The organism is Arthrobacter arnarulunnguaqae (genome assembly GCF_051262515.1).
Taxonomy (GTDB): Bacteria; Actinomycetota; Actinomycetes; order Actinomycetales; family Micrococcaceae; genus Arthrobacter_N.
In genome coordinates this window covers 360939-384258 of record NZ_JBIMER010000001.1, presented here as the reverse complement: position 1 = coordinate 384258, position 23320 = coordinate 360939, and the positions used below count along the sequence as shown (strand labels likewise).

Here is a 23320-nt window from a genome sequence, read left to right as displayed (position 1 = left end):
CGCTACTGGCCGCCCTTCTGCACGAATCCGCGAACGAACTCCTCGGCGTTGCTCTCCAGCACGCCATCGATCTCATCCAGCAGGTCATCGACCCCCTGGGTCTGTGCCTGTTTTCCCGCGGAAGCGCCGGCTCCGGTCGGGGCTGGAGCCTCCTCGAGATCCTGCGTCTGCTGGGCAGGCTTCGCCTTGAACTGTTCCTGGGCCATGGCGTCCTCCTTGATTCACGTTGGGGCTGCTCCGCCGCCAACTCCCATCTTGCCACTGGATGCTCCGGGGTGGTGACGATGCGGGGAAGCACTTTGAGGCACCCCACTAGCGCCGATGCGATCCCCTAGCGCCGCCCCGACCTGAGCCTGTCCACGAATTCACCGATCTCGAGGCCCGCCTCGAAGAGGGGCCCGACCAGGTCGCGCGTCCCGCGCAGGGGTTCCAGCATCGATACGCGCTCCAGGCCTGCGCGACCCGGGACGCTGAAAATGACGGAATCCCAACTGGCCCCCACGACGTCGTCCGGGTAGTCGGCCAGCGACCGGCCGCGGAAGTAGGCACGCGTGTCCTCCGGCGGGGAACCCACCGCCGCCGCGATCCGCTCCTCCGTAAACAGGGTCTCCACGACGCCTCGGGCGGCCAAACGGTGGTAGAGGCCCTTCTCCGGACGGATGTCGGCCCACTGGAGGTCCATCAGCGTGATCCGCGGGTCGTCCCAGCCCAACGAATGCCGTTCCCGGTACTGCTCCATCAACCGGTACTTGGCGATCCAATCCACCTGCGCTGCCGCGGCCAGGACGTCGCTCCGCAGCGTGTCGATGGTCCACTGCCAGCGAGAGAGCACGTCGAGGGTCTGTCGGTCGTCCGCGCCAGTCTCCCCGCAGTGGAGCCGCGCGGCGTCGAGGTACCGCTCCTGCAGGTCCAATGCGGTCACCTTGGTGCCGTCCGCGAGTTCGACGACGGTCCGCAGTGTGGGGTCGTGGCTTATGCGTTGGACGGCGCCGACCGCGTCGCGCAATTCGATGGCGGGCGCACGGCCCGCTTCGATCAGCGCGAGCACCAACGACGTCGTGCCCACCCTGAGGTAGGTCGACACCTGCCCGAGATTGGCGTCTCCAAGGATAACGTGCAGCCGGCGGTACTTCTCCGAGGCGGCGTGGGGTTCGTCGCGGGTATTGACCAGGGGGCGGCGGATCGTCGTTTCCAAGCCGACCTCCGCCTCGAAGAAGTCGGCACGCTGGCTGACCTGGTATCCGACATCCTTGCCGGTGACACCCCTGCCCACGCGTCCGGAGCCGCACAGGACCTGTCTGGATGCGAAGAACGGGATGAGGCCCGCGGAGATCTCGCCGAACGGCGTCGCGCGCGGCATGAGATAGTTCTCGTGCGCGCCGTAGCTCACGCCCTTGTTGTCGGTGTTGTTCTTGTAGAGCAGCACCTCGGCGAACCCCGGAGTCTGTGCGATGTGCCGCGCGGCGGCCAGCGCCACGCGGTCGCCCGCCTGATCCCACAGGACGGCGTCGAGCGGGTTGGTCGTCTCCGGCGACGAGTACTCGGGGTGGGCGTGGTCCACGTAGAGGCGCGCGCCGTTGCCCAACACCATGTTCATCAGGACGTGGCCCGCGGCGTCCGGGGTGCCGTCCTCCGCGTAGAGGGTTTCCCCGATCCGCGTCTCTCCGCCGGCCAGAGCGATCTCCTCGGCGGTCAGTTCCCTGGGCTCGTCAGTCAGCTGGGACCGGTCCGCGTCGGCGCGTGGAACGGAGAATCCCCGCGCGTCGCTCAGCGGCGTCTCGTCCGCGTAGTCCCAACGCGTTCCGGCCAGGTGGCCGTATCCGTGCCGCACCGTGGCGGCGTACGCATTGACCACCTGGGCGGACAGGATGGTGGAGTTCGCCCCAGGTTGCGACGGCGCCAGGACGCCGTACTCGGTCTCCAGCCCGACGACGCGGCGGACCGTCACAGGTATTGTCCGGTATTGGAGTAGGTGCTGGCGCCTTCGTCCGCCAGGCTCCGTCCCACCTCCGAACCTCCCTTGTCCTGGATGATGGTGCGGATGTAGGTGATGCGCTCGCCCTTCTTCCCGGAGATCCTCGCCCAGTCGTCCGGGTTGGTGGTGTTCGGCATGTCCTCGTGTTCGTGGAACTCGTCGACGACGCCGCGCAGCAGGTGCTCGATGCGAAGGCCACGCACCCCGGTGGTGAGCAGCTCCTTGATCGCCGATTTCTTGGCGCGGTCCACCACATTGCGGATGACGGCGCCGGAGTTAAAGTCCTTGAAGTACAGGACCTCGGTCTCGCCATTGGCGTAGGTGACCTCCAGGAACTCGTTCTCCTTGTCCGTGGCGTACATCGCCTCGACGGTCTGCCGAATCATCTCCAGCACGGTGGCTTTCCGGTCGCCGCCGTGTACGGCGAGGTCGTCCGGGTGCAGCGGAAGATCCCGCGTGAGGTACTTGGCGAAGATTTCCGCCGCTCCCTCGGAATCGGGCCGCTTGACCTTGATCTTCACATCCAGGCGGCCGGGGCGGAGGATCGCCGGGTCGATCATGTCCTCCCGGTTGGACGCGCCGATGATGATGACGTTGTCCAGCTTCTCCACTCCGTCGATCTCGCTGAGCAGCTGTGGGACGATCGTCGTTTCGACGTCGGAGGACACTCCCGTGCCCCGGGTCCGGAACAGGGAATCCATCTCGTCGAAGAAGACCACCACCGGGTTGCCACCGGTCGCCTTTTCGCGGGCGCGTGCGAAGATCAGGCGGATGTGGCGTTCGGTCTCGCCCACGTACTTGTCCAGCAGCTCGGGGCCCTTGATGTTCAGGAAGTAGCTGCGTGCGGCCTCGCCGCTGCGCAACTCCGCGGTACGTTCCGCCAGCGAATGGGCCACCGCCTTGGCGATCAGCGTCTTTCCGCAACCGGGCGGGCCGTACAGCAGGATGCCCTTCGGGGCCTGCAGGCCGTGCTCGCGGTACAGGTCCGCGTGCAGGAACGGGAGCTCCACCGCATCCCGGATCTGCTCGATCTGCGGGCCGAGGCCGCCGATGTCCGCGTAGGAAATGTCGGGAACCTCTTCCAGCACCAGGGACTGCATGTCGGAGAGGTGCACCCGCTCGATCGCCAGTCCCGTGCGCGGATCGATCGCGAGGCTGTCGCCGACCCTGACCCGTTCCCGCAACAACGGGCCCCCGAGTCGCACGACCTTTTGGTCGTCGGCCCGGCCGACCGCCAGGACGCGGCCGTCGTCGAGCACCTCCTTGACGGCAACCAGTTCGCCCGAGGCCTCGAAGCCGAGTCCGGCGACCACCGTCAACGAGTCGTTCAGGAGCACCTCCTGCCCGACCTCCAGCGCCTCGAAATTGAGAAGCGGACTGACGGAGACGCGCAGTTTCCGCCCGCTCTGGACGATGTCGACGCTCTCGACCGCCGCGGAAGAGATCGATTTGCCGGCCTCGGCGTGGCGCTTCGGATTGATCTGGACGATGGTTCCGTGGCTGAACGGCGTGTCGCCGTCCTTCTCGAGGGCCGCCTTGAGCGTGACGATCTCGGAGCGCGTTCGTTCCAGCATCGCGACCATCCGCGAGTTGTTCTGCGTCGCGGTGCCGAGCTGGCGGTCGAGTTGGCGTGCTTTGTCGCGCAGCACGTTCAGCTGCCGTTCGGCCAGCGCCAGCTGGTTTTGGAGCCGGGCCTCGCGCTGTTCGGCCTCGGGCCCGGATCCGGGCTGCGGTTCCGTCGGCATGTGGCATCTCCTTCGCTGTCCGCCGCCCGGACGGGGCGGCTACTCCCCATGGTAGCCAGCCCGACAGGGCCGCCCTACAGTTCGTTGCGTTCGTTGCGTTCGTTGCGTTCGGCCTCGTCGGAACCGGAATCCGAAACGACGCCGGGCTCGTCTCCGTCGCGGAACGCACCGCGCTGGACCGAGGACGCCGCGTCCTTCGCGGCACGGCGCAACCGCTTGTCGGACACACCCCGCTCCCCCAGAGCCGGCGCTTCCCAAGCCTCCGGGTCGTGGCCGCGGGTCCAGGCGTTGACGTCCTCGGCGGCGAACTCCATGTTCTTCATGCGCTTCTGGCCCGGTATCCCCGCCGTTCCGTCGGCCAACCGGCGGACCGTCATCAGGAATCCCGTGTGCGCCACCATCCGGTGGTCGGGACGGACAGCCAATCCGTCGAGGTGCCAGCCGCGAACCATGGATTCCCACGCCTCGGGTTCGGTGAAGCGGCCATCCGCGCGGATGGCCTCCGCCGTCCGCGAGAGCTGGGTGACGGTGGCGACGTAGTTGACCCAGACCCCGCCGGGCGCCAGCACGGTGGCCACCGCGTCGACACACTCCCAGGGGGCGAGCATGTCCAGCACCACGCGGTCCACCGAACCCGGCTGCTCGGTTTCGAGCACCTTCTCCTGGAAGTCCCCGATCGTGATGTCCCACGCGGGGTGCGTTCCACCGAAAATCGTCTCCACGTTTCCGCGGGCGATGTCCGCGAACTCGGCGCGCCGCTCGAAGCTGTGCAGGTAACCCGCGTCGCCGACGGCGCGCAGCAGGGAGATCGAGAGCGCGCCGGATCCGACACCGGCCTCGACAACACGCGCGCCCGGAAAGATGTCGCCCATGGTCACGATCTGTGCGGCGTCCTTGGGGTAGACGACGGCGGCCCCGCGCGGCATGGAGAGGACGAAATCCTTCAGCAGCGGGCGGAGGGCCTGGTAGCGGTGCCCCGTGGTGTTCTCCACGACGACGCCTTCGGGCTGACCGATCAGCGCGTTGTGCGGAAGGACGCCCCTGTGGGTGTGGAAAGCCCCGTCCGGTGTGAGGGTAATCGTGTTCATGCGGCGTTTTTCGTCAGTCAGTTGCACCCGGTCGCCCGCGCGCAGCGGGCCGCGCCGCGCCGTCGCGCCGTGCGGACCGCCGTCGAGGTCGTCGTGGGGGGGCTGCTGGTCGTTGGACATGGTGTGGCTCGTTTCGGTGGGAATCTGTGATGTGCGTGGGCTAGCGGCCGCGGCCGGTGATGGCACCGACCACCGCGGATTGGACCAAGAGGCCAGTGACCTCGCCGTCGGAGTCGATCACGGCGTATTCGCTGCCGCTGAGGCTGGCCAGGAAGGCGATGAGCTCGCGGCCTGAACCGTCCTCGGCCACCACGGCCCCGTCCGCCAATGCCCTGGCCACCGTCCCGGCCCGGGTCGTGGCCCGGAGCTCGGGGGGCACCGAGGCCAGGGATGCCGAATCCACGACGGCTTCCGGCGTGCCGTCGTCCGCCATCAGGACCACGTGCCCGGGATGCCGGCGCAGCAAGGCATCGATGTCCGCCACGGTTGCGTCCGCGGCCAGCCCCTTGGCCGGTTCCATCAGTCCGCGCACGCTGACGTCCGGAAGACGCTGGCGCATCCGGGCGTCGCGGATGGCCTGCCCGGCACCGGTCCAGAGGAATCCGGCAACCAGCACGGCCACGAGGGTGAACTGAAGGTCGAGGGCTCGGCCCTGTGCCAGCGGCCACCCGACGAAATACGCGATCAGCGCGACGACGATCACACGGCCGGCCCAGCCGGCGGCCACCGTGCCGTGCTCCTGAGAACCCGTCGCGCGCCAGACCAGGGATTCGACGAGTCGTCCCCCATCGAGCGGCAGGCCAGGCAACACGTTGAAGAGCGCAACGAGGAAATTGGCCCACACAAGTGTCGTGGTGAGGAGACCGACGACGCCCGAGGGCTCGGCCGCGACGGAGAACGCATGGCCCAGACCGGCGAGCAGGAAGTTGGCGACCGGCCCGGCCAGCGCCACCAGGAGCGATTTGCCCGGTGTGGCATGGAAACTGCCGAACTGCGTGTGGCCGCCCCACAGTGTGAGGACAATCCGTGCCCCGGGCCAGCCGAAGGCCTTCGCGCTCACGGCATGCGCGAGTTCGTGGATCAGCACCGACAGCATCAGCAGCACGGCATAGGCGAACGCCACCACATAGGCGGCGACGCCGATCCCCGGGATTGCGCGCGCGACCTGCGGCCCGAACACCACCACCATGAACGCGGCGATGAGGAACCAGGACCATGCCAACGAGACCGGAACGCCGAGAACCCTGCCCAGCCGAATGCCTTCGGTGCGGCCTGGCTCCGCAGGCGTCACGGCGCCCCGCCGGCGCCTTGGCCGGCCGGCACGTCCCGCGGGGCGCGAACGAAGTCGTCCAACTCCCGGGCCGAGACACCGGCAAGGGATGGGAAGACGGTCCAGTCGCCCGAATCGGGCAGCGCGGTGATATGGGGAACCGCGATGGTCCGCGCGCCGCTCGCCGCGGCGGAGGCGACCCCGGGAACGGAGTCCTCCAGGGCCACGGTGCGCAGCGTATCCAGTCCCGGAACGATCCCGGCCATCGTCCGCAGCGCGTGGAGGTACGGCTCCGGATCCGGTTTTCCCTTGGAGACCATGTCGCCGGTGACGAGGAAACGGAAGGTGCCCTCCGGCAGCGCGTCCGCAACGAGCCCCGCCAAGGGCCCCTCGGACATCGTGACCAGGGCGCAGGGCACGCCGTGCCTCGCCAAATCCTCGAGGAGCTCCCGGGCGCCCGGACGCCACGGCACGTTCTTCGTCACTTCGTCGACCACCGAGCCCGTGAGGGTGTCGATGATGTCCCGGATGGGAAGGTCGACGCCCGCTTCCTGAAGCATCCGGGCGCTGTTCGGCAGGGCCTGGCCCACCAGCCGCAGCGCGTCCTCCTCCGTCCACGTTCCACCGTGGGCGTGCACGAGTTTGGTTTCGGCGGCGATCCAATACGGCTCGGTGTCGACGATGGTCCCGTCCATGTCCCACAACACCGCCTGGAGGCCGCTGCCGGCGTCGAAAGGGTTCGGGGGCACGGAAGCTGGCGGCGTGGTGGCGGGCATGTATCGATTCTAACGGCGGCGCACGCCGCCGCAGGTCGCTATGGCGTTAGGGTGAGACGGTGGCAGAGGATTTCCAGGAACGCAGCTCACTGACCGAGGTCGTGGCCGCCGGCGCCGAGCCCACCGACGGAAAGCGGCCCACCATCATGGTGGTCGCCTTCGAGGGCTGGAACGACGCCGGCGAGGCCGCGAGCGATTCCGTCCGCCTCCTTGCGCGGCTTTGGAAGGCCAAGAAGGTGGGACAAATTGGCGACGACGACTACTACGACTACCAGTTCTCGCGTCCCACGGTCCGGCGGAACGCCGCCGGCAAGCGAATCATCCACTGGCCGGCCACACGGCTGTACCGGGCCAGCATCCCGAACAGCGGCGTCGACGTGCTTCTGGTGCGCGGCGTGGAGCCGACCTACCGGTGGAAGGCTTTCACGGGGGAGCTGCTGACGCTCGCCGAGATGGAGAACGTCAAGGCCGTGGTGCTGGTGGGAGCCCTTCTTGCCGACGTCCCGCACACGCGGCCGATTCCCGCGACCATGACCAGTGAGGACGCCCACCTGCGGGAGGTGCTCTCGGCGGAACCGGCCACCTACGAGGGTCCCACCGGAATCCTTGGTGTCCTTGCGGAGACGGCGGATTCCGCTGGACTGCCCACGGTGTCCATTTGGGCGGCGGTGCCGCACTACGTCGGACAGTCCCCTTCACCCAAGGCCGCCCTCGCCTTGCTCCGGCAGTTGGAGGAGCTCCTACGGGTGAGTCTGGACGTGCATTCCGTCGCGGAGGACGCGGAGGCCTGGGAACGCGGGGTCAACGAATTGGCGGGAGAGGATCCGGAAATCGCGGCCTACGTCCACCAGTTGGAGGAGGCGCAGGACGCCACGGAGCTGCCAGAGGCGTCCGGGGAATCCATTGCCCGCGAATTCGAGCGCTACCTCAAACGCCGGGCCCGGGGCGGCCGCGATGGGCGCGACCGCGACGGCCGCGAAGGGTATGGCGGCAACTCCGGAGACGAATCGGACTAGCGCCCGGCGTTCGGCGCGGCGAGGCGCAGGCCCAAAAGGGCGTCGGCGGCTGCCGCCGCCAGCTCGGTTCCGGTTCCCGCGGCCGCTGGGTCACCGGTGGCGGCAGACCACGCGTCCAAGGCATCCAACGCGCCCGGCGCATCGAGGTCGTCCGCCAAGCGGGCGCGTATTGCACCCAGCAGGTCGATCGCCTCGGCCTCGGTGGCGGTCGGAAGCCGACGGCGCCAGGCGGCGACGCGGGCGTGCGCCTCCTCCAGCAGGGCATCCGTCCAGAACCAGTCGGTGCGGTAGTGCCGGCCAAGCAGCACGGCGCGCACGGCCACCGGGTCGACTCCGGCAGCGCGCAACTTCGAGACCAGCACCAGGTTGCCCCGGGATTTGCTCATCTTTTCGCCGTCAAGGCCGACCATCCCGGTGTGTACGTAGTGGCTCGCCAACGGCTTGCCGTCCGAGGCCGACGCATGGCCCGCCGAGAACTCGTGGTGCGGGAAGACCAGATCCGATCCTCCGCCCTGGACCGTGAAGGGTGCGGGCAGGAACCGCCGCGCGATGACGGAGCACTCGATGTGCCAGCCGGGCCGTCCGGAGCCGAGCGACGCGCCGTCCCATTCGGGTTCGCCATCGCGGCGCACGCGCCAGAGGAGCGGGTCGAGGCTGTCCCGTTTGCCGGGACGGTCCGGGTCTCCGCCCCGTTCGGCGAAGAATCCAAGCATGGTCTCACGGTCGTATCCACTGACGTCACCCAGGGTCCAGGCGGACGTGGCCGCGCCCCGGGCGTCGAAGTACACGTCGCCGTCGGGCTCGCCGCCGGTTCCGGGGACCCGGTAGGCGATGTCCCGGGCAAGAAGTTCCTCCACCACGGGCACGATCCAGTCGACGGACTCCACCGCCCCGATGTAGTGCCGCGGCGGAAGGACGTTCAGTGCTTCCATGTCGCCGCGGAACAGGTCGGTCTGCTCGCGTGCCAACTCGCGCCAGTCGACACCGGTGGCCGTGGCCCGCTCCAGCAGGGGATCGTCGACATCCGTGACGTTCTGGACGTACGTCACGTCCAAGCCGGCGTCGAGCCACGCGCGGTGAAGCAGGTCGAAGGCCACGTATGTGGCGGCGTGTCCCATATGGGTCGCGTCATACGGCGTGATGCCGCAGACGTAGAGCCCCGCGCCGTCGGCCGTGGTCGGGCTTTCGAGGCGCCCGCTGGAGGAGTCGTGGATGCGCGGCGACGGCGCGGTGTCGGGCAGTGCGGGGACGTGGGGCGCGGACCAGGCGTGCACGGACGGTCCTTTCGGGGGTGCCGGGAAAGATGGACGAAGGCTACGCGCTGATGACGTTGAGACCCAGCAGGAGGTAGATGGCGAGGCCAAGAAGCACGCGGTACCAGACGAAGAGCCGGTAGGTGTGGGTGGAGATGTACTTCAGGAGCCAGCCCACGATGACGAAACCGACCACGAAGGCAATAACCGTGGCCAGCAGGGTTTCGGCCATGCCGTACGGTCCGGTCATTCCCTCGGAGCCCAGGGCCTTGGCCAGTTTGTAGAAGCCGGAGGCGAAAACGGCGGGGATGGCCAGGAGGAACGAGTACCGCGTGGCCGCTTCGCGTGTGTAGCCCATGAGCATGCCGCCGGTGATGGTGCCTCCGGAGCGCGAAACTCCCGGGATGAGCGCCATGGCCTGCGCGAGGCCGTAAAGGATTCCGTGCTTGTAGGTGAGTTGGTTGATCGTGCGCTCCTGCTTGCCGATCGTGTCGGCCACCGCGAGGATCAGCCCGAAGACGATCAGCGTGGTCGCCACCAGCCAGAGGCTCCGGAACGTGGAGTCGATCTGTTCCTCGAACAGGAGACCGAGGACGCCGATCGGTACGCTGCCGAGGATGATCAGCCAACCCATGCGCGCGTCCGGATCCTTCCGGTCGACGCGTCCCGTGAGGGACCCGGCCCAGGCCTTGACGATCCGCACGATGTCGCGCCAGAAGAACAGCACGACGGCGGTCTCGGTACCCAGTTGGGTGATGGCGGTAAACGCGGCGCCGGGATCGCTGGCGTTGGGCAGGAATTCCCCGACGATGCGCAAGTGTGCGCTGGAGGAAATCGGAAGGAACTCGGTGAGCCCTTGTACAAGGCCCAAGAAGGCGGCTTCGAACCAATTCACAGGTGAGAGACTACTTGACGGTCTGCGCGTGACCCGATTCGGCACGCGTGAGACGCATCATGCGTCGATGGATGTTTCCCGGTCCTTCGATCCGTCACCGGCGCCGCCGGCGTCTTCCGTCTCGTCGTCCTCGTCGTCGTAGAGCTCCAGCGGCGTCACTTCGCCGTAGGACTCGTAGAGCGCGTCCTCGTACTCCTCGAAGGCATCCGAGATCCCGTAGAACGCGGTTTCCACGGCCGGGTCCGAATTGCCGCGTCGGGAGGAGACGGCGGACAGGTGCTCCTCGAATGCGGATACCAGGGCCTGCAACGCAATGCGTGGATCAGTGCTCATGGACTAGACGCTACCCGCTGAATGGGCACAATGGACAGGACATGATGGAAAAAACCACTGCGAACCCGGAACTGCATCGAGACCCCTCAGGGGGCTTCGAGTACCTCGTCATGACATTCCTTCCGGGGCAGAGCCTCTCCGAGGCCCGCCGCACCCTGACCGAGCACGCGGAATACGGCAAGTGGGAGTTGCGTCGGAGCCTCGTCTACGTCGGAGGCAGGCGACGCGTCTGGCTGCGACGCCGACTCATGCGGGTCGAGCGCACGCTTCCACCACTGCTGTAGCCTCCGGGCCAGTCGGGCGGCGCCATCCCGTTCCCTCGGTCCACGTCGGGCGTGCCCCTCCGCCTGCGCGCCTCCTAATACGTCGTGAGCAGACGGTGCAGAACGCGTGTGCCGAACTGCAGCGAATCGGTCGGGACCCGCTCGTCGACGCCATGGAACATTCCGGTGAAATCGAGATCGGCGGGGAGCCGCAGGGGGGCGAATCCGTACCCGGTGATGCCGAGCCTGGACAGGGACTTGTTGTCCGTCCCGCCGGAGAGCATGTAGGGCAGGACGACGGCGTCGGGATCCTCCGCCTTCAGCGAATCCACCATGTTGTCCACCAGGTTTCCGGCGAAAGGGACTTCGAGCGCCGTGTCCGTGTGGATCTTGGTGATGTCGATCCCCGAGCCCGCCAACTCGCGGAGGGTCTCCATGACCAGTTCATCGCGGCCGGGCAGCGTTCGGCAGTCGATCAGCGCCTCGGCACCGCCGGGGATCACGTTGTGCTTGTATCCGGCCTTCAGCATCGTGGGGTTGGAGGTGTTCCGCAAGGTGGCCCCCACGAATCGCGCGACGGTGCCCAATTCATCAAGCAATGCTTCGGGATCGTCCTCGGTGAATTCGACGCCGGTCAGCTCCGAGACACCCTCGAGGAACGCACGGGTCGTCTTCGTGTACTCGATCGGCCACTCGTGGCGGCCGATGCGGCCCACGGCCTCGGCCAGACGCGTCACGGCATTGTCGTCGTTCATCTGCGACCCGTGGCCGGCGCGCCCCGAGGCGGCCAGCTTGAGCCACGCGATCCCCTTCTCCGCCGTCTGGAGGAAGTACGCGCGCTGTCCACCGACCGTCGACGAGAAGCCCCCCACCTCGCTGATCGCTTCGGAGGCCCCCTCGAAGAGTTCGGGATGCTTGTCGACCAGCCACGAGGCCCCATAGTCCCCGCCGGCTTCTTCGTCGGCGAAGAACGCGAAGACCATATCGCGGCGCGGACGAGTCCCTTCCCGGTGCATCTGGCGTTGGACCGCCAGGATCATGGCGTCCATGTCCTTCATGTCAACCGCCCCGCGGCCCCAAATCATGCCGTCCTTGACCTCCGCGGCGAAGGGATCCACGCTCCAGTCCTCCTTGAGCGCGGGAACCACGTCGAGGTGGCCGTGGACCACCAACGCCGGAAGCGACGGATCCGTCCCGGCCATGCGGGCGACCACACTGGCACGGCCGGGCGAGGATTCGAAGATGCGCGGCTCCAATCCGCTCTCCCCCATGAGACCCGCGACATACTCGGCGGCATCGCGCTCGCCGCGGCTGTCGTTGCCGCCGAAGTTGGAGGTGTCGAAGCGGATGAGGTCGCGGCAAATGTCCACGACCTCATCGGACGCCCGTGCCCCTTGCGTGCCGTTCATCTGTTCTTCCGTCATGGCTGCACCTTCCGCTAGTACTAGTGCAACCAGACTATCGGGGCCGAGGGAAGGGCGGAATTGGGATTGGCACCCCGCCCGTGTTAGAGTCTTACTCGCCGCTTTCGCCGGTTGTGAAGCTCCCCGGAGCATCTGATCCAGGCGAAAGCTATCACCTGCGCGGGTGGCGGAATAGGCAGACGCGCTAGCTTGAGGTGCTAGTCCACGGATAGTGGGTGGGGGTTCAAGTCCCCCCTCGCGCACGATGAAGAGGCCCTGATCGGAGCAATCCGATCGGGGCCTTTTTGGCGTTCGCGCGCCCGATGCGGCCCCGACCCACAAATCCCAAGGTTAGTACATGGTTACACAACACCTTGGACTTGTGGGTGAATAGGGCCTTGACCGCGGACAAAGTGTCCTCGCGCAGACCCTAGACCGACTCCCCGGCCGCCTGTACCGTAAGGGCAACGCAGCTGTCATTCCGGCGGAAATGAATTTTGGGGACCGCCGGAAACTTAGGGGAACAAAATGACAAAGCAGGGGAGCCTGCGGCGAACTGGGGTTAGCCGCGGCAATGTTTTATTGACCTGGCGTTGGCTTGCCACAGCCACCGCCGCGGCACTGATCGTGGGGTCGACTCCGGCCGCCGGCGGATTGCCGGCAGTTCGTGGCCAAGCGATGGTCGCCGGCCAGGGGACCTCCTTGGCCGCCGCAGTGTCGGCCGTCGTCGTGGGCACATCCGCCATGCCCGGATACCTGCCGCCGGCGGGTGTCGTCGCACGGCAGTCAAGCGTCTGGGAACGGCCCAGCGGCCTGGAGGTCAACCGCGACGGCAGCGCGGCCGACGGCGAAAGCGTCGTACGGGCAGTGGATCGGCTGGCACTGGTTGGAGCCAACGCGGGGCTGCCCGGAAAACTCCAATTGGCCCACCCGGTGTCCAGCCGGAACATCACCAGTCCGTTCGGCTGGCGCAAAAACCCCACTGGCCCCGGCCACCAGATCCACATTGGGCAGGACTATGCCATCCCCTGCGGGATGCCCGTTCGTGCGGCGGAAGCCGGAACCGTGCTGCAGTCGGCATGGGCCGGCCACTCCGGATACAGAATCACCATCGACCACGGTTCAGGTGTCCAGACCGCCTACAGCCATAACTCGCTTTTGGTGGCCAGGGTGGGCGGCAAGGTCTCCCAAGGCTCACTCATCGCGCTCTCGGGCACCACCGGAAACTCCACCGGCTGCCACGTTCACTTCGAGGTGTACCTGAACGGCAAATGGACTGATCCCGCCCTCTATCTCCCGGTGGTACCGGGTCAGCCGCGACCGCTTTCCCCCGTCGAGCTGGGGGATATCCAGGCGGCCCAAAGACAACCCGACGCCATTGCGGCCGGTTCTACCCATCGTGCGTCGACGGATAAATCCACTCTGGCCCCGGCCAGCGATCGCCGACCCGTTGCTTCGGCGTCCCCGGCGACCGCCGGCCCCGCGCCTTCGGCAACCCAGTCGCCCGCCGGCACGTCCTCCCACGCGGATCCGAGCACACCGCGCGATCCCTCGCCCCGGACGTCCACGCCGCCGGCCACGCCCCAGGCAACGCCGAAGCCCACGCCGTCACCGAAGCCCACCCCCTCGCCGAGCAGCGAGCCCCCGACTCCCTCCTCGCCGGGCCCATCCTCCCCCGCGCCGGACAGCCCATCCTCGCCGCCTTCGACGGCCACCCCGGCCCAGTCCTCGCCGCCGGCGAATGCAACACCGGCGCCGACCCCAGCCTCACCACCGTCCACTCCGGCGCCCGACCCGTCTCCGTCGCCCCCCGTCCCCGACCCGTCTCCGATATCGAGCACGCCGCCGCCAACCAGTCCGACGCCGCTGCCCGTGACCGAATCGACAGCGCCCGCGGCATCGCCGATCCCAGTGGTGTCAGCGACCCCCTCGGTTTCCCTCCCGGCATCTCCCGAACCACCCTGCGAGCCCCCCGCGACTGAAGCCGACGCGGTAATCACGGCCGACCCCGTGGACTGCGGCCCCGTGGCAACGACGGAGTCCACGGGCGCAGCCGAACCGACCGGCGCCGCCGCTGCCGCCGTCCTCCCCTAGATCGCGCCAGGGTGAGGACGGTCAGAGGCGGGTTGCCACACGCGGAAGGGCCGCCACCACTGCCGGGTCTCCGGGACCACGTCTAGGTGCGCGTCCATGGCCTGACTGGCGGCTCCTGACGCGCGGGGCTAATCTTCTAGGGTCATGACCCGGCTACCGCCGGCCCGCCTCGAGGAAGCCCGTGTCCCATTGAGCACCCAGCGCCCGCACGACGCATCGGCCCGGGGTAAGCGCTCCGCACCGGGGAACGGCGCCGACGCCGCATTGCGCGTGGCTATGCTCTCGCTGCACACGTCCCCGTTGTCCCAGCCGGGCACGGGCGACGCCGGCGGAATGAACGTCTACGTCCGCCAGCTCTCGGCCGAGCTCTCCACCTATGGGGTACACGTGGATATCTTCACCCGCGCCGTGGACGGCACCGGCACGGTCCACCTAAGCGACGGCGTCACGGTCCACCACATCGCCGCCGGCCCCCGGGGCCCGCTGTCCAAGGAAAAACTTCCCCGCCATCTGCCGGAGATCGTCGCGGCCATCAACGATTGCTGTTCGGGTCGCTTCGATCTGTTGCACAGCCATTACTGGATGTCGGGATTGGCCGGGCTCGAACTGGCGCACGATTGGGGCGTCCCGCTGGTCCACACCATGCACACCATGGGAAAGGTCAAGCGCGAACACCACGCCGACGCGGACGAACCGGACCGGCGCGTCCAGGCGGAATCCCGCTTGGTGCTCGAGTCCAGGCGGTTGACCGCCAACACGCCCGCGGAAATGGGAGAACTCGTGTCACACTACGGCGCCGAAAGCGCCCGCATCGACATGGTGCCCCCGGGCGTCGACCTCGCCGTCTTCCGCCCGGACGGACCGTCCCGCTGGACCGGATTCGCCACGCCGGCCACCGGTGCGGGAACACCCCCGCTACGGCTGCTGTTTGCCGGCCGGATCCAGAAGCTCAAGGGCCCGCACATCCTGATCCGCGCCCTAGGGCTGTTGGCCCGCAGCCGACCCGACCTCTCCTTCGAACTCACTGTCCTGGGATCCCTTAGCGGCGTTACCGAACTTGATCTCCACCGTCTGGTCGCCGAGGAAGGCGTGCAGGGCAGCGTGCTCCTCCTGCCGCCCGTCCCCGCCGATGAGCTAGCCGCCTGGTTTCGCGGCGCCGACGTCGTCGCCGTCCCCTCGTATAGCGAGTCCTTCGGCCTGGTCGCCATGGAGGCACAAGCCTGCGGAACGCCCGTCCTGGCGCACGACGTCGGCGGCCTGCCGCACACGGTCCGCGACGGCGAAACGGGGCTCCTCGTCCGCGGCCTCGAGCCGCGACGGTGGGCCGATGCCCTGGAGCAGCTGGCGGAGCAGCCCAACCGTCTCGTGTGGTGGGGCGCCGCCGCCGCGCGGCACGCCGCGGGCTTCAGCTGGTCCCGGACCACCGAGGCCGCGCTCGCTTCCTACGCACGGGCGCTCGGAACCGCCTAGCCCCGCCCGCCTTACCCGCTTTCGCCGGCCCCTGCTCCGTGGTAGGGCCTGACCGAGCCCGAGAAGTGCCTGCGCGTGGAATCCGCCGTCCAACCCGCGAAACGCTTTTCGGCTCCTCTCGTTTCCACCCGAAGCCGGACGGTCCCAGGAAGGGACACGGGGGATTCGAACGCGACCGACCAGGCGTGCCCGCCGTCGTGCGGCGCCGTGGCGGCCAGCGCCCGCCCCGCCAGGTACATCCCGTGCGCGATGTGGCGCCGCATGCCCAGGGCCCGTGCCGGCGCCAAGCCCAGATGTATGGGGTTGTAGTCCCCCAGGACGCCAGCAAACCGACGTCCGGTGTCCGCGCCGAGCCGCCACACCCCCGTGGCCGGTCCCTCCGCGGCGGGGTCCTCCCGGGCCGGCCGCATCGGACGGGCTCCGTTCCAGATGCCCTTCGCCAAATACGTGGAAACCCCGCGCCACACAAGATCCTCGGAAACGGAAGCTTCGGACACCAGATCGACCATGGTCCCCGCATGGTGCGGACGAAGGTTCTCGGCCCAGGCACGGACGGCCAGCGTCTCGTCGGCACCGATGGCCCGCAGGTGCTCGGTCTCGTTGGCGAGATGGATCATGCCCAGCAGGGGTAGCGGAAAGGCACGGTCGGCGAGGACCGTCATCGCCACGGGAAACACCATGCCGTGCACAAAAACACTCGGCAACGCGTCCCGCAACGTGTCCCCCATCATCCTTTGGTAGGCGTGCAGACGCCGCGGATCCGCGCGGACGCCCTGGACCCCGTACTCCAGGTCCGGCAACCGCATCGGACCCTGCGCCCGTCCCGGCCGGACAACCGACCCGAGGTGGCTGGCCGCGGCGGAGGCATAGAGCCCGCCCAACCCGGGAACCGAATCCAGCGCTACCGTCCGGCGGCTCAAGCCCCCACCAGGCTTTGCCCGCAGACGCGAAGGGTCTGGCCGTTGATGCCGGCCGCGGAGTCGGAGGACAGGAACGCTACGGCTTCGGCGACGTCCACCGGGAGTCCGCCCTGCATCAGGGACGGCATCAGCAGACGTGCGACCGCCCGGGTTGCGACGGGTATCTTCGCCGTCATCTCGGTCTCGATGAATCCGGGTGCGACTGCGTTGATGCCTGCCGTCCCACCGGTCAGCAACGGAGCCGTGGCGGCCACCATCCCGATGACGCCGGCCTTGGACGCCGCGTAGTTCGTCTGGCCGCGGTTCCCCGCAATCCCGCTGGTGGAGGCCAACGACACGATCCGCAGTCCCGTCAAGCGAGCATCGAGGAAGCCCCGGTTCATGCGCAACTGGGACTCGATGTTCACGGCCAGGACGGATTCCCACTTTCCGCGGTCCATGTTGGCCAGCAGCTTGTCCCGCGTGATGCCCGCGTTGTGCACCACGATGTCCAGGCGCCCGTGTCGTCCGACGGCGTGGGACACGATGACCTCCGCCGCGTCGGACCGGGTGACATCGACCTGCAGTGCGGTGCCCCCCACTTCGTTGGCGACTCCGGCGAGTGCGTCTCCCGCCGCGGGGACATCGACCACGACCACTGTCGCTCCGTCGCGGCGCAGGGTGCGCGCGATAGCGGCGCCGATCCCTCGGGCCGCGCCCGTGACCACGGCGACCTTCCCCGCCAAGGGAACGTCCCACGATGCCGGCAGGGTTCCACGCGTGGAGTCGATGCGAAGGGATTGTCCATCGACGTAGGCGCTGCGCCCCGACAGGAGAAAGCGCAGGGCCGCCACGGCGGACGGAGCATCGGCGCCGAGGCCCTCCGCAAGCTGGATCCCGTTGGCGGTGGCCCCGCCGCGCAACTCGCGTCCGAGCGAACGCAGCAGGCCGGTCACGCCCTGCCGGGCCGCAGCCAGTTCCGGGGCATCGCCCACCGCCGGCGGGCGGGAGACGATGACCACCCGCCCGCCGGGCAGCAGGTGGCGCAATGCTCCCCCGGTCTCCAGCGCGGCCTCCGCCAAATCCGCGGGTTCCTCGACGGCGTCCAATGCGAGGACGATGGCTCCGATCCCATCGGACCCCGTGTCGTGGCGGCGGACGTCCAGTCCCCAACCGAGCATGGTTTCCGCGAGATGGAACGCTGCCTTGCCTGCACCGAGGAGCACCACGGGTCCCGGCACCAAGGGGGCGTCCGGCGTGTTGCGGCGAAGTGTGGCGGGACGGGGCAGGCCAAGCGCTTTGGCAAGCTCCTTGCTGAGTCCCGTGTTGACCAATTTCAAGTAGCTGTCCGCCATGGTCAGCGCGCCTCCAGGATTGCGACAACACCTTGGCCGCCGGCTGCGCACACGGAGATCAAACCCCGTCCGCTGCCTTTCTCGTGCAGGAGTTTCGCCAGTGTCGCGACGATCCTGCCGCCGGTCGCGGCGAACGGGTGGCCGGCGGCCAGCGAGGAGCCGTTGACGTTCAGCCGCGAGCGGTCGATGGCCCCCAGCGGCGCGTCGAGACCGAGCTTGTTGCGGCAGAAGTCCGGGTCCTCCCATGCGGCCAACGTGGAAAGCACGGTACCGGCGAACGCCTCGTGGATCTCATAGAAGTCGAAGTCCTGGAGCGTCAGTCCGTTGCGCTGAAGGAGCCGCGGTACGGCGTAGGCGGGGGCCATCAGCAACCCTTCCCCGCCGTGCACGAAGTCGACCGCCGCGGATTCGAAGTCCACGAAGTTGGCCAGCATGGGCAGGTCGTTCTCCCGCGCGAACTCCTCTGAACCGAGCAAGACGGTGGACGCGCCGTCGGTCAGGGGGGTGGAATTGCCCGCGGTCATGGTGGCGGCCTCCCCCAGGCCCCTGCCGAATGCAGGCTTGAGTGAGGCCAACTTTTCCGGCGTGGTGTCCGCGCGGAGGTTGTTGTCGCGGGCGACTCCCCTGAACGGCGTCACGAGGTCGTCGAAGAAGTGCCTGTCGTAGGCCGCGGCCAGGTTCCGGTGGCTAGCCAGCGCCAACGCGTCCTGTGCCTCGCGGGTGATTCCCCATGCCGCGGTCGTGCGCGACTGGTGATCGCCCATGGACAGGCCCGTCCGCGGCTCGCCTGTGCCCGGCGCGTTGGGCGCAAGGTCCCTCGGGCGTAGTTTCGCGACCGCGGCGAGGCGCCCCTGCAGGGTCTTGGCCCGCGACAGCTCCAGCAAGACCGAGCGCAGTCCCTCGCTGACGGCGATGGGCGCGTCCGAGGTCGTGTCCACCCCGCCGCCGATCGCGGATTCAAGCTGGCCAAGCCGGATCTTATTCGCCAGTGAGCCGATGGCCTCCATGCCGGTGGCGCAGGCCATCTGAACGTCGTAGGCCGGGGTGTGCGGAGACAGTGCGGTACCCATAACCGCTTCGCGCACCAGATTGAAGTCCTTCGAATGCTTGAGGACGGCGCCTGCCGCCACGGCGCCGACGCGTTGCCCCTGTAGTCCGAACCGGGCCACGAGTCCGTCGAGGGCCGCGGTGAGCATGTCCTGGTTTGATGCCAGCGCGTACTTTCCGTTCGATCGGGCAAACGGGATGCGGTTCCCGCCGATCACTACGGCGGGACGGACGGTTCCGGCATTGGCGCCGGGACTGGGGTTCGTTGCCATGGACTACTCCTGGATGTCGTGTGACGTGGGTTACCGATACCAAGCGTACCTGATACGCTCAGTATCGTGAACAATTCGACGCGTCCAATCGCAGACCCCGCGACGGCCCCCGGCGACGGCCGTTCCGCGCGGTGGGACGCCCACCGCGAGTCCCGGCGCCTCGAGTTGGTCAGCGTCGCCCGCCGGGCCATCCATCGGCTCGGAGCGGACGCCTCCATGGAGGACGTGGCCGCAGCCGCCGGAACCAGCAAGTCCGTTTTCTACCGGTACTTCGGGGACAAGAACGGCTTGCGCCGCGCCGTCGGCGAGGTGGTCATCAGCCAAATGCAATCGAAGATGATCGACGCCGCCCGCCGCGCCACCAACGAGGAAGAAAGCCTGCGGGCCATGGTCGGCGCCTATCTGCACATGGCGCAGACCTCTCCCAATGTCTACTTCTTTGTGACCTCCTCCACCGATTCACTGGGGGCACCGGAGTCCACCGGAACCGAACCCGGGCCGCTCCACCATTTCTTCGAGGACATCACCACCATGATGGGCGAACGGCTGCACGCCTACGCCGAAGACCGCGGATCCCCTGCCGAAGACAACGCGGCCCTGGATCTATGGCCACGCGCAGCCCTCGGAATGGTGCGGGCCGCAGGCGAGTCGTGGCTCACGTTGCCCGACGGCCCGTTGAAACCATCGCAGGAGGAAATCTCCGAAACCATCACCGGCTGGCTCGTCCGCGGCATCGCACGCCGCACCGAGGACGCGCCGGCTAGCACACCTTCAGTCCACAGCCACGAAAGGCCACCGCAGTGACTCAGGAAACACCAACCTCCACCACCGCCAATCCGGGGGTCGATGTCGCCGCGCTCGGCGAACAGCTCTTGGGCAAGTGGGCCGACATCCGCAGGCAGGCACGCGATCTGGCGGCCCGTCCGGAGTTCCAACGCGTCGAGGGACTCGGCATGGACCAGCACCGGGAACGGGTTTTGGGCCAGCTGCACCTCCTCGTCGAAGCCAATGCGGTCTCGCGGTCCCTGCCCAAGCGTCTCGGCGGCGAGGACAACCACGGCGGCAACGTCGCCAACTTCGAGGAGATGGTGGTCGCCGATCCCTCGCTGCAGATCAAAGCGGGCGTGCAGTGGGGCCTCTTCGGTTCCGCCGTTGTGCATCTGGGCACCGAGGAGCACCAGGACAGGTGGTTGCCGGGCATCATGTCCATGGATATCCCGGGTGCCTTCGCCATGACCGAGATCGGCCACGGTTCGGACGTCGCCAGCATCGCCACCACGGCCACGTACGACGAGACCGCCGGCGAGTTCGTCATCCACACCCCCTTCCGGGCCGCGTGGAAGGACTACCTCGGCAACGCGGCCCTCCACGGCCGCGCCGCAGTCGTGTTCGCGCAGCTGATCAGCTGCGGCGTCAACCGCGGAGTCCACGCCTTCTACGTTCCCATCCGGGACGACGACGGATTCCTGCCGGGCATCGGCGGGGAAGACGACGGGCTCAAGGGCGGCCTGAATGGCATCGACAACGGCCGGCTGCACTTCACGCACGTCCGCATTCCCCGCACGAACCTGCTCAACCGGTACGGTGACGTGGCGGAGGACGGGACCTACTCCTCCCCCATCGGCAGCCCCGGCCGCCGGTTCTTCACCATGCTGGGAACGCTCGTGCAGGGCCGCGTCTCCCTGGACGGCGCAGCCGTCGCGGCCAGCAAGGTGGCCCTGCAGATCGCCGTCGGGTACGGCAACGAACGCCGCCAGTTCAACGCCTCCTCCACGACCACGGAGGAGGTGCTGATGGACTACCAGCGCCACCAGCGGCGCCTGATCACCCGGATCGCCACGACGTACGCGATGTCGTTCGCACACGAGGAACTCCTGGAGAAATTCGACGACGTGTTCTCCGGCGCGAGCGACACGGACGCGGACCGCCAGGACCTGGAGACGCTGGCGGCGGCCCTCAAGCCGACGTCGACGTGGCACGCCCTGGACATCCTGCAGGAGTGCCGGGAGGCCTGCGGTGGGGCCGGGTTCCTGACGAAGAACCGCTTTACGTCGCTACGCGCCGACCTGGATGTGTATGCCACCTTCGAGGGCGACAACAACGTGCTCCTGCAGTTGGTCGCCAAACGCCTGCTGGCGGACTACGCCCAGGAATTCCGCCACCTCGACGCGGGCGTGCTGGCGCGCTATGTGGTGCGCCGGGCGGAGCACGTGGCACTCAACCGTTCCGGCCTGCGCCAGCTCGCGCAGACCTGGGCGGACACGGGATCCGAGAAGCGCTCGGCCAACTTCCTCAAGGATGCGGACACGCAGCGTGACCTGTTGACCGACCGCGTCCGCACCATGGTCGGGGAAGTCGCGGACCAGATGCGTGGCGCCGCCAAGCTGCCTCCGGAGGCCGCGGCCGCGGTTTTCAACGAACATCAGCACGAGGTGATCGAGGCCGCGAGGTCACACGCGGAGTTGCTGCTCTGGGAGGCCTTCACGCGCGGCGTGGAAAAGGTCGAGGATCCCGGCACGAAGTCCGTGCTGGTGTGGGTTCGGGACCTGTTCGGGCTTGGCCTGATCGAATCCAACCTGTCGTGGTACCTAATGCATGGACGCCTCTCCAACCAACGCGCCCGGACCCTCGGCCCCTACATCAACCGCCTCCTGGCCCGGCTGCGCCCACACGCCCAGGACCTGGTGGACGCGTTCGGATACCGGCCGGAGCACCTCCGGGCCGAGATCGCCACCGGTATCGAGGGCGAGCGCCAGGCCGAGGCCATGGAGCACAAACGCCGCGAACGCGCCTCCTCCGACGCGCCGATGGACGAGAAGGTCCTGGTGGCTCGGCAAAAGGCGGAGGGGAAGGCCGCCCGGGCGGCTGCGGGGAACATCGCCGTCGGATAGCCCCGTGCCGGATCGCGCCACCCGCCGGTTCGGTGGCGCGATCCGCCCGTCAGCGGCCCGCTACGGCAGCCCGGTAAACCTCGAGGGTCTTCTCCGCGATGGCCTCCCAGCTGAAATGCTCCGCCGCGCGCTCGCGGCCGGCCAGCCCCATGGCGCGCGCCCGCGCGGGATCCTCCAATGCGCGGTTCAACGCGTCCGCGAACGAACGCACGAACCCCTCGGGGTCCAGCGGCGTACCCGTGCCATCGGTGACCTGCTCCAGCGGCACCAGGTAGCCGGTTTCACCGTCGACGACGACCTCCGGAATCCCTCCGGTTGCGCTTGCCACCACGGCGGTACCGCAGGCCATGGCCTCCAGGTTGACGATGCCGAGCGGTTCGTAGACCGACGGGCACGCGAACACGGTCGCGTGCGCCAGGACCTGGGTCAGTTCGGCGCGGGGCAGCATGCGTTCGATGACCACGACGCCGGTGCGGGTCGCCCTCAGCCCCTCGATCAGCTCGGCGACCTCCGCCGCGAGCTCGGGCGTGTCCGCCGCGCCCGCGCAGAGGACCAGTTGGACTTCCTCCGGCAGGTGCGCAGCCGCGCGCAACAGATAGGGGACGCCCTTTTGCCGCGTGATGCGCCCGACGAACGTCACCGACCGTCGATCGGGATCTATTCCCAGGCCGGCCAGCGCATCGGTTCCGGGGTCCGTGTTCCAGGTCTCGACATCGATCCCGTTGTGCACCACGTGCACACGTGCTGGATCCACCTCCGGGTAGGAACGGAGAATATCCTGGCGCATCCCGTCGGACACCGCGATGATCGCGGCGGCGGAGTGGTAGGCGGTGGATTCGGCCCAGGAGCTCAGCGCGTAGCCGCCACCGAGCTGCTCGGCCTTCCACGGCCGCAGGGGCTCCAGGGAATGCGCGCTGACGACATGCGGCACACCGTGCAACAACGAACCCAGATGGCCGGCCATGTTCGCGTACCAGGTGTGCGAATGCACCACATCGGCGCCGGCGAGGTTCTCGACGATGCCCAGGTCCGTGCCCAGCGTCTGGACGGCAGGGTTGGCATCGGCCAATTCCGCCGGGGCGGCGTAGCTGGAGACCGTGGCGCCGTGGTAGTCCGCGGGCCGCGGCTCCCCGAACGCGTGGATGCGCAGATCAACCATGGGAGCCAGGACACGGCCGAGTTCGGCTACGTGGACTCCGGCGCCCCCGTAGATGGTCGGGGGGAATTCTTTGGTAATAATGTCGATTCTCACTCTGCCAACGTAGTCCCTGCGGC

20 protein-coding genes, 1 tRNA gene and 1 pseudogene are annotated in these 23320 nt (G+C 68.2%); 7 read left to right on the top strand and 15 right to left on the bottom strand.

Annotated elements, in window-relative coordinates; genetic code table 11:
• Positions 1 to 2: 2 nt before the first annotated feature.
• The 6 genes from ACHAAJ_RS01715 to ACHAAJ_RS01690 form a co-directional block, all read right to left on the bottom strand.
• Entirely contained in the window at positions 3 to 206 is a 204-nt protein-coding gene (locus ACHAAJ_RS01715; RefSeq protein ID WP_435726119.1) for a ubiquitin-like protein Pup, read from the bottom strand.
• Between the two features lie 125 nt (positions 207 to 331).
• On the bottom strand, positions 332 to 1948 hold the full coding sequence (gene dop, locus ACHAAJ_RS01710; RefSeq protein ID WP_435726118.1) for a depupylase/deamidase Dop: 1617 nt from the start codon (positions 1946 to 1948) through the stop codon (positions 332 to 334).
• Positions 1945 to 3720, bottom strand: a complete 1776-nt coding sequence (arc, locus tag ACHAAJ_RS01705) for a proteasome ATPase (RefSeq protein ID WP_435726117.1) — start codon at positions 3718 to 3720, stop codon at positions 1945 to 1947. Before arc ends, dop begins: the two co-directional genes overlap by 4 nt.
• Before the next feature lie 74 nt (positions 3721 to 3794).
• A complete protein-coding gene (locus ACHAAJ_RS01700; protein ID WP_435726116.1) occupies positions 3795 to 4928 on the bottom strand; it encodes a tRNA (adenine-N1)-methyltransferase in 1134 nt (377 codons plus the stop codon).
• 40 nt (positions 4929 to 4968) lie between these two features.
• Positions 4969 to 6099 (bottom strand): site-2 protease family protein, encoded by a 1131-nt coding sequence (locus tag ACHAAJ_RS01695; protein ID WP_435726115.1) that lies wholly within the window; start codon positions 6097 to 6099, stop codon positions 4969 to 4971.
• Positions 6096 to 6854, bottom strand: a complete 759-nt coding sequence (locus ACHAAJ_RS01690) for an HAD family hydrolase (RefSeq protein WP_435726114.1) — start codon at positions 6852 to 6854, stop codon at positions 6096 to 6098. The genes ACHAAJ_RS01695 and ACHAAJ_RS01690 overlap by 4 nt, the downstream gene beginning before the upstream one ends.
• Positions 6855 to 7000: 146 nt before the next feature.
• On the opposite strand from ACHAAJ_RS01690, the gene ACHAAJ_RS01685 reads away from it, so the two are divergent.
• Positions 7001 to 7870, top strand: a complete 870-nt coding sequence (locus ACHAAJ_RS01685; protein WP_435726225.1) for a PAC2 family protein — start codon at positions 7001 to 7003, stop codon at positions 7868 to 7870.
• Here the strand turns inward: ACHAAJ_RS01685 and mshC are convergent.
• From mshC to ACHAAJ_RS01670, 3 genes are read right to left on the bottom strand one after another with little or no spacing between them, the layout of a single operon-like run.
• On the bottom strand, positions 7867 to 9144 hold the full coding sequence (gene mshC / locus ACHAAJ_RS01680) for a cysteine--1-D-myo-inosityl 2-amino-2-deoxy-alpha-D-glucopyranoside ligase (RefSeq protein ID WP_435726113.1): 1278 nt from the start codon (positions 9142 to 9144) through the stop codon (positions 7867 to 7869). The genes ACHAAJ_RS01685 and mshC overlap by 4 nt on opposite strands.
• 40 nt (positions 9145 to 9184) lie before the next feature.
• Positions 9185 to 10018 (bottom strand): undecaprenyl-diphosphate phosphatase, encoded by an 834-nt coding sequence (locus tag ACHAAJ_RS01675; protein ID WP_435726112.1) that lies wholly within the window; start codon positions 10016 to 10018, stop codon positions 9185 to 9187.
• A 57-nt stretch (positions 10019 to 10075) separates the two neighbouring features.
• The gene (locus tag ACHAAJ_RS01670) at positions 10076 to 10351 is read right to left on the bottom strand and encodes a hypothetical protein (protein WP_435726111.1); all 276 of its coding nucleotides are present in this window, start codon (positions 10349 to 10351) and stop codon (positions 10076 to 10078) included.
• A 41-nt stretch (positions 10352 to 10392) separates the two neighbouring features.
• Here ACHAAJ_RS01670 and ACHAAJ_RS01665 point away from each other — a divergent pair, with 41 nt between their 5' ends.
• Positions 10393 to 10635: a DUF5703 family protein gene (locus ACHAAJ_RS01665; RefSeq protein WP_435726110.1), complete on the top strand. Its 243-nt coding sequence runs from the start codon at positions 10393 to 10395 to the stop codon at positions 10633 to 10635.
• Between the two features lie 74 nt (positions 10636 to 10709).
• Here the strand turns inward: ACHAAJ_RS01665 and ACHAAJ_RS01660 are convergent, their stop codons facing one another.
• Positions 10710 to 12038 (bottom strand): M20/M25/M40 family metallo-hydrolase, encoded by a 1329-nt coding sequence (locus tag ACHAAJ_RS01660; RefSeq protein WP_435726109.1) that lies wholly within the window; start codon positions 12036 to 12038, stop codon positions 10710 to 10712.
• 157 nt (positions 12039 to 12195) lie between these two features.
• Between ACHAAJ_RS01660 and ACHAAJ_RS01655 the strand changes: the two genes are divergently transcribed.
• A tRNA-Leu gene (locus tag ACHAAJ_RS01655) sits at positions 12196 to 12280 on the top strand.
• A gap of 265 nt (positions 12281 to 12545) precedes the next feature.
• A pseudogene (locus tag ACHAAJ_RS01650) lies at positions 12546 to 13289 on the top strand (M23 family metallopeptidase); the annotation flags it as partial.
• Positions 13290 to 13327: 38 nt separating this feature from the next.
• On the opposite strand, the gene ACHAAJ_RS01645 reads toward ACHAAJ_RS01650, so the two are convergent.
• On the bottom strand, positions 13328 to 14062 hold the full coding sequence (locus ACHAAJ_RS01645) for a hypothetical protein (protein WP_435726227.1): 735 nt from the start codon (positions 14060 to 14062) through the stop codon (positions 13328 to 13330).
• Positions 14063 to 14300: 238 nt separating this feature from the next.
• Between ACHAAJ_RS01645 and ACHAAJ_RS01640 the strand changes: the two genes are divergently transcribed.
• On the top strand, positions 14301 to 15581 hold the full coding sequence (locus tag ACHAAJ_RS01640) for a glycosyltransferase (protein WP_435726108.1): 1281 nt from the start codon (positions 14301 to 14303) through the stop codon (positions 15579 to 15581).
• An 11-nt stretch (positions 15582 to 15592) separates the two neighbouring features.
• On the opposite strand, the gene ACHAAJ_RS01635 is transcribed toward ACHAAJ_RS01640, so the two are convergent.
• The 3 genes from ACHAAJ_RS01635 to ACHAAJ_RS01625 are packed head-to-tail and all read right to left on the bottom strand — an operon-like array spanning position 15593 to position 19154.
• The gene (locus tag ACHAAJ_RS01635) at positions 15593 to 16501 is read right to left on the bottom strand and encodes a MaoC family dehydratase (protein WP_435726107.1); all 909 of its coding nucleotides are present in this window, start codon (positions 16499 to 16501) and stop codon (positions 15593 to 15595) included.
• On the bottom strand, positions 16498 to 17835 hold the full coding sequence (locus tag ACHAAJ_RS01630) for a 3-oxoacyl-ACP reductase (protein ID WP_435726106.1): 1338 nt from the start codon (positions 17833 to 17835) through the stop codon (positions 16498 to 16500). The genes ACHAAJ_RS01635 and ACHAAJ_RS01630 overlap by 4 nt, the downstream gene beginning before the upstream one ends.
• A 2-nt stretch (positions 17836 to 17837) precedes the next feature.
• Complete coding sequence (locus ACHAAJ_RS01625; protein WP_435726105.1) at positions 17838 to 19154, bottom strand: acetyl-CoA C-acetyltransferase; 1317 nt, start codon at positions 19152 to 19154, stop codon at positions 17838 to 17840.
• A 66-nt stretch (positions 19155 to 19220) separates the two neighbouring features.
• Between ACHAAJ_RS01625 and ACHAAJ_RS01620 the strand changes: the two genes are divergently transcribed.
• The gene (locus ACHAAJ_RS01620; RefSeq protein ID WP_435726104.1) at positions 19221 to 19958 is read left to right on the top strand and encodes a TetR/AcrR family transcriptional regulator; all 738 of its coding nucleotides are present in this window, start codon (positions 19221 to 19223) and stop codon (positions 19956 to 19958) included.
• Entirely contained in the window at positions 19955 to 22045 is a 2091-nt protein-coding gene (locus tag ACHAAJ_RS01615) for an acyl-CoA dehydrogenase family protein (RefSeq protein ID WP_435726103.1), read from the top strand. Before ACHAAJ_RS01620 ends, ACHAAJ_RS01615 begins: the two co-directional genes overlap by 4 nt.
• Positions 22046 to 22094: 49 nt before the next feature.
• On the opposite strand, the gene glgA is transcribed toward ACHAAJ_RS01615, so the two are convergent.
• Positions 22095 to 23297 (bottom strand): glycogen synthase, encoded by a 1203-nt coding sequence (gene glgA, locus ACHAAJ_RS01610; protein WP_435726102.1) that lies wholly within the window; start codon positions 23295 to 23297, stop codon positions 22095 to 22097.
• Positions 23298 to 23320: the final 23 nt, after the last annotated feature.

Bases quoted from the DNA above. Each gene is read 5' to 3' on its own strand.
- ACHAAJ_RS01630 (WP_435726106.1), bottom strand. From the start codon at position 17,835: ATGGCGGACAGCTACTTGAAATTGGTCAACACGGGACTCAGCAAGGAG.
- arc (WP_435726117.1), bottom strand. From the start codon at position 3,720: ATGCCGACGGAACCGCAGCCCGGATCCGGGCCCGAGGCCGAACAGCGC.
- ACHAAJ_RS01625 (WP_435726105.1), bottom strand. From the start codon at position 19,154: ATGGCAACGAACCCCAGTCCCGGCGCCAATGCCGGAACCGTCCGTCCC.
- ACHAAJ_RS01670 (WP_435726111.1), bottom strand. From the start codon at position 10,351: ATGAGCACTGATCCACGCATTGCGTTGCAGGCCCTGGTATCCGCATTC.
- ACHAAJ_RS01715 (WP_435726119.1), bottom strand. From the start codon at position 206: ATGGCCCAGGAACAGTTCAAGGCGAAGCCTGCCCAGCAGACGCAGGAT.
- ACHAAJ_RS01690 (WP_435726114.1), bottom strand. From the start codon at position 6,854: ATGCCCGCCACCACGCCGCCAGCTTCCGTGCCCCCGAACCCTTTCGAC.
- ACHAAJ_RS01685 (WP_435726225.1), top strand. From the start codon at position 7,001: ATGGTGGTCGCCTTCGAGGGCTGGAACGACGCCGGCGAGGCCGCGAGC.
- ACHAAJ_RS01665 (WP_435726110.1), top strand. From the start codon at position 10,393: ATGATGGAAAAAACCACTGCGAACCCGGAACTGCATCGAGACCCCTCA.
- ACHAAJ_RS01700 (WP_435726116.1), bottom strand. From the start codon at position 4,928: ATGTCCAACGACCAGCAGCCCCCCCACGACGACCTCGACGGCGGTCCG.
- ACHAAJ_RS01660 (WP_435726109.1), bottom strand. From the start codon at position 12,038: ATGACGGAAGAACAGATGAACGGCACGCAAGGGGCACGGGCGTCCGAT.